Consider the following 15510-nt stretch of genomic DNA (forward strand, 5'->3'; position numbering starts at 1 on the left):
TATACGCCAGCAATAAACATAACAGGAGCTTGGCCATGAATGCACCCGTCTCACCCCCTACTGCCACCCGCCACTGCAAGGTGGCCATTATCGGCACGGGCTTCTCTGGCCTGGGCATGGCCATCCGCCTGAAGCAGGCAGGTGAACATGACTTCCTGCTGTTCGAAAAAGAAGCCGGCGTCGGCGGTACCTGGCGGGTCAACAACTACCCGGGCTGCGGTTGTGACGTGCAATCGCACCTGTACTCCTTTTCGTTCGAGCAGAACCCCAACTGGACGCGTATGTTTGCCAAGCAGCCAGAAATCCAGGGTTACCTGGAAGGCTGCTGGAGCAAGTACCGCCTGCAGAACCACACCCAGCTGAACACCGAAATCACCCGCCTGGCCTGGGATGAGCAGCAGGAGCTGTGGCAGATCAGCGACAGCGCCGGCAACAGCTATACCGCGCAGTTCGTGGTCTCGGGCATGGGTGCGTTGTCCACCCCATCGATTCCGGCGCTCAAGGGCCTGGGCGACTTCACCGGCAAGATCTTCCACTCGCAGCAGTGGGACCACAGCTATGACCTTACCGGCAAACGCATTGCGGTAATTGGCACCGGCGCCTCGTCGATTCAGTTCGTGCCGCAGATCCAGAAGCAGGTCAGCCAGCTCGATCTGTACCAGCGCACCGCACCGTGGATCATGCCCAAGCCCGATCGTGCCATCAGCGAGCGCGAGCGCAACCGCTTCAAGCGCTTCCCGCTGCTGCAGAAACTCTGGCGCGGCACCATCTATGCCCTGCTGGAAAGCCGGGTGATCGGCTTTGCCATGCTGCCCAAGGTGATGACCGTCGCGCAGAAAGTCGGCAAGTGGTACATCAACAAGCAGATCAAGGACCCGGTCTTGCGCGCCAAGGTCACCCCGGATTACCTGATGGGCTGCAAGCGCGTACTGATCTCCAACGATTACTTCCCGACGCTGACCCAGCCCAACGTCGACCTGATCACCGATGGCATCGAGGAAATTCGTAGCGGCAGCATCCGCACCGTGGATGGCAAGGAGCGCGAGATCGACGCGATCATCTTCGGCACCGGCTTCACCCCGAGCGACCCACTGCCGCGCGGCGTGGTGTTTGGCCGTGGCGGCGTTGATCTGCTCGATACCTGGCCGGAAGGACCGCAGGCCTACAAAGGCACCCTGACCGCCGGCTTCCCCAACCTGTTCTTCCTGATGGGGCCGAACACCGGCCTGGGTCACAACTCGATGGTCTATATGATCGAGTCGCAGATCCATTACGTGCTCGGTGCTCTCAAGCTGGTGGGTGAGCAAGAATTGCAGAGTCTGGAGGTCAAGCAATCCGTACAGGACCAATTCAACGGCAAGCTACAAGGCAGCCTGGGTAACACAGTATGGAATGCCGGCGGCTGCACCAGCTGGTACCTGCATCCGGTGAGCGGCCGCAACTGCACCGTGTGGCCCGGTTTTACCTGGCGTTTTCGCCTGCTGACGCGCAACTTTGACCCAGCGGCCTATCATTTCAGCCGTAGACACGCGGTACACCCGGCGCAGAACAGCGCTATCCAGTTGACTGCCCAGGAGGCCAGCGCATGAAGTCGTTTGAAAACAAGGTAGCCGCCATCACCGGCGCCGGTTCCGGCATCGGTCGCGCCCTGGCCTTCGGTCTGGCCCGCCAGGGTTGCCAACTGGCGCTCTCCGATGTGAATGCCGAGGGCCTGGCGGAAACCGCCGCCCAGGCGCGCAAGCTCGGTGTGCAGGTCAGCGAAACCCTGGTCAACGTCGCCGACCGTGAAGCGGTGCATGCCTGGGCAGACCAGGTGGTGGCCGAGTTCGGCCGGGTCAACGCGATCTTCAACAACGCAGGCGTAGCCCAGGGCGGCACCGTGGAAGGCAATGACTATGCCGACTACGAGTGGATCATGAACATCAACTTCTGGGGCGTGGTCAACGGCACCAAAGCCTTCCTGCCGCATATCAAGGCCTCGGGCAATGGCCATATCGTCAACGTCTCCAGCGTGTTCGGCCTATTCGCCCAGCCGGGCATGAGCGCCTACAACGCCAGTAAGTTCGCCGTGCGCGGCTTTACCGAATCGCTGCGCCAGGAGCTGGACATGGCCGATTGCGGTGTATCGGCCAGCTGCGTGCACCCCGGCGGGATCAAGACCAACATCGCCAAAACCGCGCGAATGAACGCCAGCCTGAGCAGCGTTACCGGCCAGGATGCCGACAAGGCGCGTCAGCAGTTCAACGACCAACTGCTGCGCACCACGCCGGAGAAAGCCGCCCAGGTGATCATCAACGGCGTATTGGCAAACAAGCGGCGCATCCTGATCGGCCCGGACGCCTACGCCCTGGATGGCATGCAACGCCTTTGGCCAGCGTTCTACCAACGTCTGGTAACCGCCTCCATGCGTCTGGCCGCGCGCTTTGCGCCGAAAGGCTCAAGCAAGAAAGTCCAGGCTGCCGTAGAGTAACCGGCCAGCCCACAAGCCCCAGCGCCGCAGGTGTCTGGGGCTTTTTTACGTATAACGTTTGCCTTGCTGGATGAACACCGTGCGCATTCAATTGGCATAACAGTAGTTGGCGCGATAAATTGTCGGCACCTGTCCTGTGACGCTGGAGAACGCCATGACTACGCAAGACCCTTGCGCCGAACTGCTGCTCGATAACCAGCTGTGCTTCGCCCTGTATTCGACCTCGTTACTGCTGACCAAGGTCTACAAGCCCCTGCTGCAGGAGCTGGGCCTGACTTATCCGCAATACCTGGCGATGATGGTGCTCTGGGAAGGCGATGGCATCACCGTGGGCGATATCAGCAGCCGTCTGCTCACCGACCCAGGTTCCGTCACCCCGCTGCTCAAACGCCTGGAAGCCGAAGGTCTGCTCAAGCGCACCCGCAGCAGTGTTGACGAGCGTGTGGTCGAGCTGTTCCTCACCGATAAAGGCCGCGCCCTACGCGAACAGGCCAAAAGCATCCCCAGCTGCATCCTCACCGCCACCCAGCAATCCGCCGCTGAACTTGGCGCCCTCAAGGCTGAGCTGGTCGCCTTACGTAGCAGTCTGCAACAAGCCGTGTAAGCACCTGGGCGACAGGCTTGCCGCCAGTCTCGTCGTCCACATCGCGGACTCTTACCCGTCACTCCCCTGCTCCACTCAACAATTTCGTCCTGCCGCAGCTCTCGAAAAATCGCGCAACCGCCCGCCATTCCTCGCTTATTCCTAAACACAGCAGTGCTTATCGCAAAATATTCAAATATATATCTTGCGCGCTAAATTAATGATCACTAAAGTTCACCCCATCGAACTACTTGGCGCGCAAAACTTTAGTGCTAATAAACGAATTACTGACCAACCAAACAACCCAGCAGCTTGAGGAGAACCGTTATGCAAACCCTGATCACATTCACCATCGCCATCACGCTCTCCGCTGCCGTACTGGCGGACCACAGCCAGAAGCAGCAACAGGATGGCAAAGGCCTGTACCCAGAATGGCTGATCAACCACGACGGCTGATCAACCACAGATACCGCAACACCTGTAACGCGTACCAACCCAAACTGACTTTAGAGGATTACCACCATGTCGATTCAAACCATTGCTTACCGTGCCTATGCAGAAGCCACCGGCGGCCGTGACGGCCGTGCCATATCCTCCGACGGCGTACTCGACGTCGCCCTGACCACCCCGAAAGAACTTGGCGGTGCCGGCGGTGCGGGCACTAACCCTGAGCAGCTGTTCGCTGCGGGCTACTCGGCCTGTTTTATCGGCGCGATGAAGTTCGTCGCGGGCCGCGACAAGCTGGCAATGCCCGCAGACGCCTCGATTGAAGGTGTCGTAGGAATCGGCGCGATTCCCAACGGTTTCGGCATCGAAGTCGAACTGCGCATCAGCCTGCCGGGCATGGACCGTGAGCAAGCGCAGACCCTGATCGAGCGTGCGCACATCGTCTGCCCTTACTCCAATGCTACCCGCGGCAATATCGACGTCACCCTGACGCTGCTCGACTAAGCCCAAACTACCCACTACCCGGCCGCTGCCAGTCAGCGGCCCGCCCCAGGAGGCCGCACATGAACATCAAACAAGGTTTGTCGATCGCCATACTCGCCCTTGCCGTCAACAGCGCGTTTGCCGCTGGTAGCCCCGGGGTGGAGCGCAATACTCAAGGTTTCCTTAATGCCCTCACCGCTAGCGGTGGCAAGCCCCTCGAACAGCTGAGCCCGAAAGAGGCCCGCGCCCTATTGGTCGGCGCGCAGGCCGGGGTCAAGGTCGATGTATCGGGGATCAAAGTGGCCGACAAAACCATCGATGTTGATGGCCAGTCGATACAGCTCAAAGTTGTGCGCCCAGCCGATGCCAAAGGCGAGCTGCCGGTCTTTATGTTTTTCCACGGTGGCGGCTGGGTGCTGGGCGACTACGCGACCCACGAACGCCTGATCCATGACCTGGTGGTGGGCTCTGGCGCGGCGGCGGTGTATGTCGATTACACCCCATCACCGGAAGCCAAGTACCCGACCGCAATCAACCAGGCCTACACCGCAACTCAGTGGGTGGCGCAGAACGGCGCGCAAATCGGTGTCGACGGCAAGCGTCTGGCAGTGGCCGGCAACAGTGTGGGCGGCAACATGGCCGCAGTGGTCAGCCTGATGGCCAAGGACAAAGGCACCCCGGCGATCAAGTTCCAGCTGCTGATGTGGCCGGTCACCGACGCCAACTTCAACAACGCCTCCTATAACCAGTTCGCCGACGGTCACTTCCTCAGCAAAAGCTTGATGCAGTGGTTCTGGGATAACTACACCACCGACCCGAAACAGCGCGCCGAGATCTACGCCGCGCCGTTGCAGGCATCGGTGGAGCAGCTGAAAGGTTTGCCGCCGGCTCTGGTGCAAACCGCCGAGTTCGACGTGTTGCGTGATGAAGGCGAAGCCTATGCGCGCAAGCTGGATGCGGCTGGGGTCAACGTCACATCCGTGCGCTACAACGGCATGATCCATGACTTTGGTCTGCTCAACGTAATCAGTCAGATACCCGGCACGCAAAGCGCCATGCAGCAAGCCGCAGCAGCGCTGAAAGCCAACCTCAAGTAACCCGCGTTACAACAAAACGCCCCGACACGCTTAGCGTGCCGGGGCGTTCTGCTGCTCAAGTGGCCTGGCATTGCAGGCTACGCAGCAAGCCTTGCTGCAAAGCTTGGTCAAGCACCTGCTGCAACAGCGGCGCAGCGAAAAATGCCTGTAACGCCGCTGTCGATTGCCAGCGGCTTTGCAACAGCCACTGCGCTGCATCATCCGGCAGCTGCTGCACCTCAACACCCAGGCACCCGGGAATGGTCTGCATGGATTCACCCAAGCCATGCAGGCACCCCCCCAACTGCTCGGTGCGTCCCGCCCTGGCATGCAGCACGGCGCTATGACTTAACATCGGCTTGCTCTCCAGAGATACAGGCTCAATAAGGACTGGCAGTCGGCCGCACGATCAGCTCGCTGACATCGACATCCGCTGGCTGTTCAACCGCATAAGCAATGGCGCGGGCAATCGCGTCCGGGGTGATGGCGACCTTGCGGAACGCCTTCATTGCCTCACGGCTCGACTCATCGGAAATGCTCTCGGCCAGCTCCGACTCGACCACGCCCGGCGATACCAGGGTCACGCGAATATCGCCGCCCACTTCCTGACGCAAGCCTTCGGAGATGGCGCGCACCGCATACTTGGTTGCGCAATACACCGCACCGGTCGGCACCACGCTGTAGGCGCCGATGGAGGCGATATTGACGAACTGACCGCTGCGCTGACGCTGCATCACCGGCAACGCAGCGGCGATGCCGTGCAGCACGCCACGGATATTCACGTCGATCATGCGGTTCCACTCATCGACCTTCAGCACATCAAGGCGCGACAGCGGCATGACTCCGGCGTTGTTGATCAGCACATCAACACGGCCGTACTGCGCCAGGGCAGCGTCGACAAATGCCTGGGTGTCGGCCTGGCTGGTTACGTCCAGGCGGCGGTAATCCGCATTACCGCCCGCCTCACGGATTTCGCTGACCAACTGCTCCAGGCGCTCGGTACGCCGTGCGCCGAGCAACAGCCGCGCGCCCTTCTCGGCCAGTAAGCGCGCACAGGCCTCGCCGATACCGCTGCTGGCGCCGGTGATCAGAATGACTTTGTCTTGGATATTCAACATGGCCGAATCCTCTGCTGGTAAGCGGCAAGGATTGCCGCGACAGCAACAGATTCCGTCAGATGGCGTGCTCAGGGTTAGACGATTTCTGGCGAATTATTGCCTAAACCTGCAACGTTCAAAATTCAGCAAAACTACTCTGCGAAACCTACGCTTAATTCAGATTTGCGCTGATCGCCTGTAGAGCTGGGTTTATTGCCTATTGCTGGTGAATTATTGCCTGATCCTGCAACGCGTTCTGGGCAGCGCTGACTTGCCTGAAAAACCGGGATAACCTGCAAGCCAGCAGCAGGAGCAACCATGACATCACCTATCAGCCCGTTAGTCCTCGACGACAACCTGGCATCGCGCCAGGCCGAACTGGCCGCGCTGATCCAGCGCCAGAGCCCGACTGATGGCCTGCATAGCAGCGCCATTGCCGGCCTCGACCTGGCCTGCGCAACGCAACCCAGCCTGCCCATACCGACGCTGTACCGGCCATGCCTGTGCATCATTGCCCAGGGCCGCAAGGATGTACGCCTCGGCGATGAGCAGTACACCTACGACCCGCTGAACTACCTGGTGGCCTCAGTCACCCTGCCGGTTACCGGCCAGGTGATCGGCGCAACCCCTGAGAAGCCTTATCTAAGCCTGCGTTTGGATATTGATCCGGCGCTGATCACTAGCCTAATCGCCGACATCGGCCCCATTGGCGTGCCTAATCCTGGGCCACGTCGGGCGCTGTATCTGGATCGCTTGGATACTCAATTGCTTGACGCGGTATTGCGCCTGCTGCGACTCCTGGAAACCCCGCGCGATATCGCCATGCTTGCGCCGCTGGCCCTGCGCGAGATTTTCTACCGCCTGTTGCACAGCCCGCAGGGCCATCGCCTGCACGAAATCGCCATCGCCGACAGCCAGGGCCAGCGCATCAACCATGCTATCGAGTGGCTGAACCTGCATTTCGACCAGCCCCTGCGCATCGAGGACCTGGCCCGTGAGGTCAACCTCAGCACCTCGACCCTGCACCACCGCTTCAAAGCCGTCACGGCTCTCAGCCCACTGCAATACCAAAAGCAATTGCGCCTTCAGGAAGCGCGGCGCCTGATGCTCTGCGAAGGACTAGAGGCTGCTTCAGCCAGTTACCGCGTCGGCTATGAAAGCCCCTCGCAGTTCAGCCGCGAATACAGCCGCTTGTTCGGCGCGCCACCGCTGCGCGATCTGGCCCGCTTACGCAGCTCGGCATAGCAGGGCTAAAAAATCTCTGACAGCAGCTCGAAAAAAACGCCCCGACGCTTTTCAAGAGCACCGAGGCGTTTTACTGGGGCCAAGTTAGCGCTTAAGCAGGCAGAACTGGCCAGAATTCATTATAGGCAACAACATCAGGCAGACGCCAAAACGCCCTGCAGCCCGGGCTAATGGGGACTTTTCAGCTTATGAGCTGAGAAAAATATGAATAATTAACGTTAAACCCAACACTTCCTGTGAAAACGGCCTATTATGGCTGAGCTGACTTGTAGTTATCAGCAAAACCGCATAGGTGCTATGAGCACTCTGGCACCGCACTTCGTATCGAATTAAGAGACACACCATGGCAAATCGCGAAACTGGCACCGTCAAATGGTTCAACGATGAGAAAGGCTTCGGCTTCATTACCCCAACTAATGGCGGCGATGACCTCTTCGTTCACTTTAAAGCCATCCAAAGCGACGGTTTCAAAAGCCTGAAAGAAGGCCAGACTGTTACCTACGTGGCCGCTCGCGGTCAGAAAGGTATGCAAGCTGAAGAGGTACAGGTGGCCTAAGCCCCTGTCCTGCTTTAAAACAAACCCCGCGCTCGCGGGGTTTGTTTTATCTGACGGTTGTAAAACCTGCCTTATCTATAAGCCCATCTGCTTGCTGATGATCTCGTTCATGATTTCACGCGAGCCACCACCAATCGACAGAATGCGGTTATCACGGTAAAGCCGCTCCACCAGGCTTTCGCGCATATACCCCATCCCCCCCATGATCTGCACCGCATCGTAGGTCAGTCGATCGGCAATATCAGTGGCAAAATTCTTGGCCATGGATATTTCCTTGATCACACTTTTACCTGCCGCCATCTTCGCCGCTTGCCTATAGGTAAAGTCGCGCGACACTTCAAGCTGCGTCGCCATCTCCGCAAGACGATGCTTGAGCACCTGGAACTTGCCAATAGGCTTACCGAACGCCTCGCGCTCCTTGGCCCACTTCATCGACTCTTCAAGTGCCAGCTGCGCCGTCATATTAGCCATGATCGCCAGCGATAGCCGCTCGCTCTGGAAATTCGCCATGATGCAGGCAAAGCCCATGTTCTCGGCGCCGATCAGATTGCCTACCGGCACCCTGCAATCATCGAAGAACAACTCCGCCGTATCCGATGCCCACCAGCCCATCTTCTTCAGCTTGCGCCCTACGGTGAAGCCAGGCGTGCCCTTCTCCACCAGCAACAGGCTGACACCACCAAAGCCATCGCCTCCGGTACGCACGGCAACCGTGTAGTAATCCGCGCGCACCCCGCTAGTAATAAAGGTTTTACTGCCGCTAACACGGTAGAAATCGCCATCCTGTACCGCACGGGTTTTCAGATTGGCCACATCCGAACCACCGGACGGCTCGGTCACCGCCAGCGCCATGATTTTTTCACCGGCCAGGACCTGCGGCACGATGCGCTCGCGCAGCTCCGGCTTGGCCCACTTCACCACAGGAGGTAAACCGATATCCAGGGAGCCGAGCCCCGCTACCAAGCCGCCAGAGCCTGAGCGCATCAACTCCTCGCTGGCAGCGACCTTGGCAAAGACATCACCCTCATGGCTGCCACCAAACGCTTCCGGGTAGCCAATACCGAGAATCCCCGCAGCCCCCGCCTTGAGGTAGAGCTCGCGAGGAAACTCCTCGGCTTCTTCCCAATCATTGATGTGCGGCAGAATTTCGCGCTCGACAAAGCGCCTGACAGAATCACGCACCAACTGGTGGGATTCATCGAAATATTCCTGAAAGACAGACATGAGGTATTCCCACTGAGGTTTCAGGGAAATTACCAAGCGCTTGCTTGGTTTACAAGAAGAGGATTACGCCATGCGCAAGGGCAATCAAGCCGCCTACCAGCTGGGTACCTACAACTGGATAGGTCGACGCCCGGCAATCGAATGCGCCAGGGTGCCCCCGTCCACCAACTCCAGCTCGCCGCCCAGCGGCATGCCATGGGCAATGCGCGAGGCAATCAGGCCTTTCCCCGCCAGTAGCTGAGCGATGTAATGCGCGGTGGCCTCGCCCTCTACAGTCGGATTGGTGGCCAGAATCACCTCGGTGAAACTGCCGGCAGCAATCCGCGCCAGTAGCTCGGGAATACCAATCGCCTCTGGGCCGAGACCGTCGAGCGGCGACAAATGCCCCTTGAGAACGAAGTAGCGCCCGCGAAACCCGGTGTGCTCGACCGCATACACATCCATCGGCCCTTCGACCACACACAGCAGACTGTCATCGCGCCGCGGGTCCAGACACAGCTGACACACCTCTTCCTCGCTCAGGCTGCGGCACTGCTTGCAGTGGCCAACGCCTTCCATCGCTTGTGTAAGCGCCTGGGCCAGGCGCAAGGCCCCGGAGCGATCACGCTCAAGCATCTGCAAGGCCATACGCTGAGCAGTCTTCTGCCCAACGCCAGGAAGAATGCGCAGAGAATCGATCAGGTGGCGGATCAGCGGGCTGAAACTCATTGGGGAAGTACTCGACGGCTACAACTCTTTCCAACAAAACCCTATAGGGCTATTGAGCCCTGACAGAGCAAGGTACAGGCGGTGTGGGCTGAGGATACCCACACCGGCTCCCAGCGCTGCAATGCAGTGCCGGCGGATGACCGCTTAGAACGGCATTTTGAAGCCTGGAGGCAACTGCATGCCGGCAGTCATACCGGACATCTTGTCCTGGCTGTTCTGCTCAACCTTGCGCACGGCATCATTTACCGCAGCGGCGATCAGGTCTTCGAGGATCTCCTTGTCTTCCTGCATCAGGCTGTCATCCAGGCTGACACGTTTGACGTCGTGACGCCCAGTCATAACCACGCTGACCAGCCCAGCACCGGATTGACCGGTTACTTCGGCGTTCGCCAGCTCTTCCTGCATCTTCTGCATTTTTTCCTGCATCTGCTGTGCCTGCTTCATCAGGCCGGCCATGCCACCTTTCATCATGGTGTAAGTCCTCGGTAATTAGGGGTTAACGGGAGTATCCAGGGGTTCAATGCTGTCCGCGCGGATAACCGCAGCGAACTGCTGAATCATTTGTTGAATAACCGGGTCCTGATGGATCGAGGCTTCGGCCTCACGCTGGCGATTGGCTCGCTTGTGCGCCGCAGCCTGCGCAGGTGTTTCCTGCTCAGGCTTGCATAACTCGATCAACACCTTGAGCTCGCGCCCGTGCAACTGATTGAGCGCATCATTCAGGCGCCGCTGCTGGGTTAGGTTGAACAGCGCTGAATGCGCCGGGTCCAGGTGCAACAACCAGTTGTCGCCCTCGACGCTTATCAGAGTGCAGTTAGCGCCGATGCTAGCGGTCATCCCGGACAAGCCGAGCTTCGGGAACAGCTCCAACCAGTCGGCCGCCAGTCCTGTCGCCGGTTGCGCCGCAGGCAAGACCTCTGGCTCGGCAGATGCAGCGCGCTCTACCGCGTCAAAATCATAATCAAACGACTCTGCATCCATCTCGACATAGTCGTAGTCGCCCAGCGGCGGCTCATCGTCATCCGTATCGGCGGACGGAGCCGGCTGCTCAATCAGTTGCGACTCAGGCTCTGCAGCTTGTGGCGGCTCGGCTGTTAGCGTGACGGACTCTGCCGCAGCAACGACAGGCTCTGCGACTTCTGTAACAGGCTCAGCCGTTTGAGCAACAGGCAGATTGACCTGCTCTTCCCAGGGCAGATCTACCACAGGCGCGGATGCTACAGGGGCAGCTGTCGCTTCAGCCAGCGAAGGCTGCGCAGCGGGTCCGCTGACCACTTCCGGTGCGGGCGGCAGGACTGCCACAGGCGCTTCAGGCGCTGCTACCGGCACTACAGGTGCAACTTCAACTACAGGAGTCGGCGGCGCAGGCAGAACCGCAACAGGAATGCTCACCGGTGACGGGATAGCCGCACCGGCCACTGGGTTGGTCGCGGGATCAGCAGTGGCCTGGCTAATCCCCAACGGCTTTAGCGCAACTCTCGGCGCATCGTGGGTATCCGCCGGGCGGAATGCCAACATACGCAACAGCACCATCTCAAAGCCGCTACGTGGGTCGGGCGACAACGGTAAATCGCGTCGCCCAATCAAGCCCATCTGATAATAAAACTGCACATCTTCGCCAGGGAGAACCCTGGCCAGTTCAAGCACTCGCTCACGATCCCCCTGACCGTTATCCACGGCCTCGGGCAGCGCTTGGGCAATGGCCACTCGGTGCAGTACGTTGAGCATCTCGGACAAAACGCCATTCCAGTCAGGCCCCTGCTCAGCCAGATGACGCACAGCCTCAATCAAAGCGCGCGCATCGCCCTCCAGCAGGGCGTGTAGCACACCGTAGACCTGGCCATGGTCGAGGGTGCCAAGCATGGCGCGCACATCGGCGGCCAGCACCTTACCCTCACCAAAAGCAATCGCCTGGTCGGTCAGACTCATGGCATCGCGCATCGAGCCATCGGCCGCACGGCCGAGCAACCAGAGTGCGTCATTTTCGAACGGGATGTTTTCCGCAGCCAAGACATGGGTGAGGTGATCGACCACCCGCTCCGGCGGCATGTTCTTCAGTGAGAACTGCAGGCAGCGCGACAACACCGTGACCGGCAGCTTCTGCGGATCCGTGGTCGCCAGGAGGAATTTGACGTGGGGCGGTGGTTCTTCCAGGGTCTTCAGCAGCGCATTGAAGGAGCTGGTTGAGAGCATGTGTACTTCGTCGATCAGGTAGACCTTGAAGCGTCCACGGCTCGGCGAATACTGCACGTTGTCGAGCAACTCGCGAGTGTCTTCAACCTTGGTACGGCTGGCAGCATCGACCTCGATCAGGTCGATAAAGCGCCCCTCATCAATCTCTTTGCAAATCGAACAGACGCCGCAAGGCGTCGAGCTGATGCCGGTCTCGCAATTCAGGCACTTGGCAATAATCCGCGCAATCGTGGTCTTGCCTACACCACGGGTGCCCGTGAACAAATAGGCATGGTGCAGTCGTTGGCTATCGAGCGCATTGATCAGCGCCTTGAGCACATGCGTCTGGCCAACCATTTCGTTGAACGAGCGCGGACGCCACTTGCGTGCAAGAACCTGATAACTCATCGAAACCCGTCACGAGAGGAAAGCAAAAAAGTGGGGCTAATCCTAACGGAGCATGGGGCAAATTGCATCCAATGCGCAGCCTACGAATGGCCAACCTGCAGTATTGCTTGCAAATAAACTGGCGAAAAATTAGCCAGACGGGTATCATCCGCCCCGTTCGTACCACGCTGCAAGTCAATCAGGCCTTTTAGCCCCCTCGATGGTTTCCAGGTAAGAGCGCATAACCCACGGGTAATGCCGCACAGCTCTAACCCATATCCCAACCTGCTGACTGATCTGGCCGTCCCGCGCAAGCGCTGACTCAAGCCCGCCTCCGACGTACCGACCCGCACAACGTGTCCGCTGTGGAACTTGTGCGCGCAGTCCAGCTCCTATCTACACATGCAATCGACTACTTACGTCGACAGCCTGGAGCTTTATTTAGCGCAATGACGCGCCTGTTGTTTTAGGAAGTACCCAAAAATGAATACCCAACACCAAATTCAGGATGCTATTCGCACCCTATCGAGTGCATTTGCACCTTTTGACTGCCGCATCCTAGCCGCCCGCAAAGGTAGCTTCAGCTTTACCATCGTCAACGATGCAGGCATCGCCAAGCACAGTCAGCGCCTCTACCCCGGCCAGTACAGTGGCGCGCACCTGGAACAAGTCATCGAACGCGCTCGGCAGTCACTGACTGCTTGATTAGCAAGATTCACGAACCATCGAGCATCTAAGGGGTCAGAAGTGATCACCCTCTGGATGGAGCATGGTCATGGACAAGATTAACCGCGAACTCGTTGAGCAACTGTTTACCCCGCTGCGCGCCATATTCAGCCCTCCCCGCCCAGACGGTGGGGTTGTGCTCTCTTTGCTGGATGCAAACGAAGCCACTGCATACAGCCGTGTGCTGAGCGCAGCCCAACTGACCGACACGCAAGCGTTCGCTCAAAGCCTTGAAGATATTCGCCTAGAGCTTGCAATGCGCTCGGGCAGCATTCCTGCAGACATGCGTAAAGCATTAAAGGAACAGGACAGCGTGCTTAGCTACCACACACACTAAAAGCTCTTTGTGCCCTACTTTCAGTAGGGCCTCCAACGCCTGCATTACCGGGGCCCTCTGAGTGGTTTCAGGAAGCGGTGCAAATGGAGCCGCAGCCAAAGACTCCAATTGCTGCTGACGCAACCAGGAAGCCCAGATAGCGAGCCTTCTCCCTCCCGACTCCCACTCGCCACGCAGGCGCCCAACCGACGGCTTAATGCCTTGGAATGCTTCGGTGAAAAGCCGCTGAACTTGCAGCAAAAGCTCGCGCCCACGGATCAACGCTTCGCGCCTACAGCGGGCCTGGGGAGAACGCCGAATTTCCCTGCGATGAAACAACGGACAAACGACGTCAAGCACCACAGCTCGGAAGTAATAGACCGAGTGGAGTGAAAATAGAAGATAAGAAGGGATGCTGGGCATCGGTTGTATCACTCCTTGTACCACGTGTGGTTTGGAGTGAAAAACCTTTATGAATCAACCAGCTAAGTAACTGGAGGCAACCCCACCAGCCACACCTCGGCACACAATGTCACCGCTGCGGCTGCTCCCTTCCAGGCCTGACCGGGTTCACGGCTGATCGTTGCGAGGGGACCGGCAGGGCCACCATAACGCAGCTCGACTGAAGCGAGCCGCGCCATTGTACTGGCTTGAGTTGAAGTTACAACCGTTTCAAGCACTTAGACCATTAAAATGCACGTGACTTAGACACGAAACCTACCAACCAGCTTACTCAAACCATGCGACAACTCAGATAGTCGCTGACTGGCTTCTGCACTCTGCTCAGAGGTTTGAGCCGCCTCATTCGACAGGTCTCGAATGTCACTGATATTGCGCGCAATCTCTTCAGTAACACTGCTCTGCTCTTCACAGGCAGTAGCGATTTGTGCAGTCATATCATTGATGCGCTGAACAGAATTACTGGTATCAGTCAGCGCTTGATCCACCCCAGCTGCCTGCTCAACACTTTGCCTTGCCTTACTACTCCCCGAATGGGTGGCCTTAACTGCATTCTGCACGCCGATTTGCAGGCGCTCGATCATTACCTGGATGTCCTTGGTAGACTCCTGCGTACGCGCCGCTAATGCACGCACCTCATCAGCTACAACCGCAAAACCGCGCCCCTGCTCCCCAGCGCGCGCAGCTTCTATGGCCGCATTGAGGGCTAGCAAATTAGTTTGCTCTGCAATGCCTCGGATAACAGCCAATACAGCACCGATACTAGATGCCTCTTGCTCAAGCGCCTGAATGGTCAACGACGCACTTTCCACCTCTTGCGCGAGCTGGCGAATCGAGTTGATCGTGGCGCCGACCACTTGCGCGCCCTCGCGTGACTGAACTTCCGCTCCACGCGCAGCATCAGCTGCATTTTGCGCATTACGCGCCACTTCATTCACGGCTGAGCTCATCTCGGTCGCAGCTGTACTGACCTGATCGACTGCAGCATGCTCACTACTAATCAACCGATCATTGGCTGCAGCTAATCCGGCAAGATTCTGCGCAGAGCTTTCAACCTCACCGGTAACCCTTCCCACCTCTTTGATTAGCGGTTGTAATTTATCGAGAAAGCGATTGAACGCGTGACTCAGCTTACCGAGCTCATCACTCGACAAGACATCCAGGCGCACTCGGAGATCACCATCGCCATCAGCGATCTGCTCGATACGATTCAAAAGTTTGTGCAGCGGCCCAGTGACCAGAATTGGAAAGCCCACCACCAGCACCAGACAGACCCCTAAACCGATAGCAATAATGACGCCCTGCTGCCAGCTTAATGTCTCGCCTAATCTGATAGCGGCAAGCCCTTCAGCATTAGCCGCTGCATCATCCATTTCACCCAGCTTATCAATAGCTGTACGCATCGATTCAAACTGTTCTTCACTGCCACCAAAATGCGGATTCCACGCTGACTCGGACACCCATTCCACGCACATCCGGACAGTGATTCCACGCTGATCCGGACACTCATTCCACGAGCATCCGGACACCGATTTCACGGCCATCCGGACACTTTTCAGGC

17 protein-coding genes and 1 other RNA gene are annotated in these 15510 nt (G+C 58.4%); 10 read left to right on the plus strand and 8 right to left on the minus strand.

What is annotated here, in order from left to right; translation table 11 throughout:
• Positions 1 to 35 precede the first annotated feature (35 nt).
• The 6 genes from HBN63_RS17080 to HBN63_RS17100 all read left to right on the plus strand — a co-directional run bounded on the left by HBN63_RS17080 (position 36) and on the right by HBN63_RS17100 (position 5080).
• Positions 36 to 1589 (plus strand): NAD(P)/FAD-dependent oxidoreductase, encoded by a 1554-nt coding sequence (locus HBN63_RS17080; RefSeq protein ID WP_170050235.1) that lies wholly within the window; start codon positions 36 to 38, stop codon positions 1587 to 1589.
• Positions 1586 to 2470, plus strand: a complete 885-nt coding sequence (locus tag HBN63_RS17085) for an SDR family NAD(P)-dependent oxidoreductase (protein ID WP_170050236.1) — start codon at positions 1586 to 1588, stop codon at positions 2468 to 2470. Before HBN63_RS17080 ends, HBN63_RS17085 begins: the two co-directional genes overlap by 4 nt.
• A 154-nt stretch (positions 2471 to 2624) precedes the next feature.
• On the plus strand, positions 2625 to 3074 hold the full coding sequence (locus HBN63_RS17090; protein ID WP_160088576.1) for a MarR family transcriptional regulator: 450 nt from the start codon (positions 2625 to 2627) through the stop codon (positions 3072 to 3074).
• Positions 3075 to 3380: 306 nt separating this feature from the next.
• Positions 3381 to 3509, plus strand: a complete 129-nt coding sequence (locus tag HBN63_RS21965; RefSeq protein ID WP_262499001.1) for a hypothetical protein — start codon at positions 3381 to 3383, stop codon at positions 3507 to 3509.
• A gap of 66 nt (positions 3510 to 3575) precedes the next feature.
• Positions 3576 to 4004 (plus strand): organic hydroperoxide resistance protein, encoded by a 429-nt coding sequence (locus HBN63_RS17095; protein ID WP_090256124.1) that lies wholly within the window; start codon positions 3576 to 3578, stop codon positions 4002 to 4004.
• Between the two features lie 59 nt (positions 4005 to 4063).
• Entirely contained in the window at positions 4064 to 5080 is a 1017-nt protein-coding gene (locus tag HBN63_RS17100; RefSeq protein ID WP_170050237.1) for an alpha/beta hydrolase, read from the plus strand.
• Positions 5081 to 5135: 55 nt separating this feature from the next.
• Here HBN63_RS17100 and HBN63_RS17105 read toward each other — a convergent pair whose 3' ends face one another.
• Both HBN63_RS17105 and HBN63_RS17110 read right to left on the minus strand, forming a co-directional pair.
• Complete coding sequence (locus tag HBN63_RS17105) at positions 5136 to 5414, minus strand: antibiotic biosynthesis monooxygenase family protein (RefSeq protein ID WP_170050238.1); 279 nt, start codon at positions 5412 to 5414, stop codon at positions 5136 to 5138.
• Positions 5415 to 5439: 25 nt separating this feature from the next.
• Positions 5440 to 6177 carry an SDR family oxidoreductase gene (locus tag HBN63_RS17110; RefSeq protein ID WP_170050239.1) on the minus strand — a complete coding sequence of 246 codons (738 nt, stop codon included), beginning with the start codon at positions 6175 to 6177 and terminating at the stop codon, positions 5440 to 5442.
• A gap of 297 nt (positions 6178 to 6474) precedes the next feature.
• On the opposite strand from HBN63_RS17110, the gene HBN63_RS17115 reads away from it, so the two are divergent.
• Together HBN63_RS17115 and HBN63_RS17120 are read left to right on the plus strand one after the other, a co-directional pair.
• Entirely contained in the window at positions 6475 to 7401 is a 927-nt protein-coding gene (locus HBN63_RS17115) for an AraC family transcriptional regulator (RefSeq protein WP_170050240.1), read from the plus strand.
• 343 nt (positions 7402 to 7744) lie between these two features.
• Positions 7745 to 7957, plus strand: a complete 213-nt coding sequence (locus tag HBN63_RS17120) for a cold-shock protein (RefSeq protein ID WP_069516724.1) — start codon at positions 7745 to 7747, stop codon at positions 7955 to 7957.
• Positions 7958 to 8032: 75 nt separating this feature from the next.
• On the opposite strand, the gene HBN63_RS17125 is transcribed toward HBN63_RS17120, so the two are convergent.
• From HBN63_RS17125 to dnaX, 4 genes are all read right to left on the minus strand, one after another.
• Positions 8033 to 9181: an acyl-CoA dehydrogenase family protein gene (locus HBN63_RS17125; RefSeq protein WP_170050241.1), complete on the minus strand. Its 1149-nt coding sequence runs from the start codon at positions 9179 to 9181 to the stop codon at positions 8033 to 8035.
• A 108-nt stretch (positions 9182 to 9289) separates the two neighbouring features.
• Complete coding sequence (recR, locus tag HBN63_RS17130) at positions 9290 to 9889, minus strand: recombination mediator RecR (protein WP_090256119.1); 600 nt, start codon at positions 9887 to 9889, stop codon at positions 9290 to 9292.
• A gap of 144 nt (positions 9890 to 10033) precedes the next feature.
• Positions 10034 to 10360 (minus strand): YbaB/EbfC family nucleoid-associated protein, encoded by a 327-nt coding sequence (locus HBN63_RS17135; protein ID WP_090385942.1) that lies wholly within the window; start codon positions 10358 to 10360, stop codon positions 10034 to 10036.
• An 18-nt stretch (positions 10361 to 10378) separates the two neighbouring features.
• On the minus strand, positions 10379 to 12469 hold the full coding sequence (gene dnaX / locus HBN63_RS17140) for a DNA polymerase III subunit gamma/tau (RefSeq protein ID WP_170050242.1): 2091 nt from the start codon (positions 12467 to 12469) through the stop codon (positions 10379 to 10381).
• 462 nt (positions 12470 to 12931) lie between these two features.
• On the opposite strand from dnaX, the gene HBN63_RS17145 reads away from it, so the two are divergent.
• Positions 12932 to 13153, plus strand: coding sequence for a hypothetical protein (locus HBN63_RS17145; protein ID WP_090256116.1), 222 nt, complete (start codon positions 12932 to 12934; stop codon positions 13151 to 13153).
• 70 nt (positions 13154 to 13223) lie between these two features.
• Positions 13224 to 13511, plus strand: coding sequence for a DUF3509 domain-containing protein (locus tag HBN63_RS17150; RefSeq protein WP_160088592.1), 288 nt, complete (start codon positions 13224 to 13226; stop codon positions 13509 to 13511).
• A gap of 482 nt (positions 13512 to 13993) precedes the next feature.
• Here the strand turns inward: HBN63_RS17150 and ffs are convergent.
• Positions 13994 to 14090, minus strand: an RNA gene (gene ffs / locus HBN63_RS17155) — signal recognition particle sRNA small type.
• A gap of 104 nt (positions 14091 to 14194) precedes the next feature.
• The coding region (locus HBN63_RS17160) for a methyl-accepting chemotaxis protein (protein ID WP_170050243.1) at positions 14195 to 15510 on the minus strand (1316 nt) is incomplete at its 5' end.

The organism is Pseudomonas sp. WS 5011 (genome assembly GCF_012985775.1).
Classification (GTDB): domain Bacteria; phylum Pseudomonadota; class Gammaproteobacteria; order Pseudomonadales; family Pseudomonadaceae; genus Aquipseudomonas; species Aquipseudomonas peli.

What these genes read in the sequence shown, in the direction of transcription:
- HBN63_RS17100 (WP_170050237.1), top strand. Translation starts at nt 4,064, where the DNA reads ATGAACATCAAACAAGGTTTGTCGATCGCCATACTCGCCCTTGCCGTC.
- recR (WP_090256119.1), bottom strand. Translation starts at nt 9,889, where the DNA reads ATGAGTTTCAGCCCGCTGATCCGCCACCTGATCGATTCTCTGCGCATT.
- HBN63_RS17085 (WP_170050236.1), top strand. Translation starts at nt 1,586, where the DNA reads ATGAAGTCGTTTGAAAACAAGGTAGCCGCCATCACCGGCGCCGGTTCC.
- HBN63_RS17150 (WP_160088592.1), top strand. Translation starts at nt 13,224, where the DNA reads ATGGACAAGATTAACCGCGAACTCGTTGAGCAACTGTTTACCCCGCTG.
- HBN63_RS17125 (WP_170050241.1), bottom strand. Translation starts at nt 9,181, where the DNA reads ATGTCTGTCTTTCAGGAATATTTCGATGAATCCCACCAGTTGGTGCGT.
- HBN63_RS21965 (WP_262499001.1), top strand. Translation starts at nt 3,381, where the DNA reads ATGCAAACCCTGATCACATTCACCATCGCCATCACGCTCTCCGCTGCC.
- HBN63_RS17090 (WP_160088576.1), top strand. Translation starts at nt 2,625, where the DNA reads ATGACTACGCAAGACCCTTGCGCCGAACTGCTGCTCGATAACCAGCTG.
- HBN63_RS17110 (WP_170050239.1), bottom strand. Translation starts at nt 6,177, where the DNA reads ATGTTGAATATCCAAGACAAAGTCATTCTGATCACCGGCGCCAGCAGC.
- HBN63_RS17135 (WP_090385942.1), bottom strand. Translation starts at nt 10,360, where the DNA reads ATGATGAAAGGTGGCATGGCCGGCCTGATGAAGCAGGCACAGCAGATG.
- HBN63_RS17120 (WP_069516724.1), top strand. Translation starts at nt 7,745, where the DNA reads ATGGCAAATCGCGAAACTGGCACCGTCAAATGGTTCAACGATGAGAAA.
- dnaX (WP_170050242.1), bottom strand. Translation starts at nt 12,469, where the DNA reads ATGAGTTATCAGGTTCTTGCACGCAAGTGGCGTCCGCGCTCGTTCAAC.
- HBN63_RS17115 (WP_170050240.1), top strand. Translation starts at nt 6,475, where the DNA reads ATGACATCACCTATCAGCCCGTTAGTCCTCGACGACAACCTGGCATCG.
- HBN63_RS17105 (WP_170050238.1), bottom strand. Translation starts at nt 5,414, where the DNA reads ATGTTAAGTCATAGCGCCGTGCTGCATGCCAGGGCGGGACGCACCGAG.
- HBN63_RS17145 (WP_090256116.1), top strand. Translation starts at nt 12,932, where the DNA reads ATGAATACCCAACACCAAATTCAGGATGCTATTCGCACCCTATCGAGT.
- HBN63_RS17095 (WP_090256124.1), top strand. Translation starts at nt 3,576, where the DNA reads ATGTCGATTCAAACCATTGCTTACCGTGCCTATGCAGAAGCCACCGGC.
- HBN63_RS17080 (WP_170050235.1), top strand. Translation starts at nt 36, where the DNA reads ATGAATGCACCCGTCTCACCCCCTACTGCCACCCGCCACTGCAAGGTG.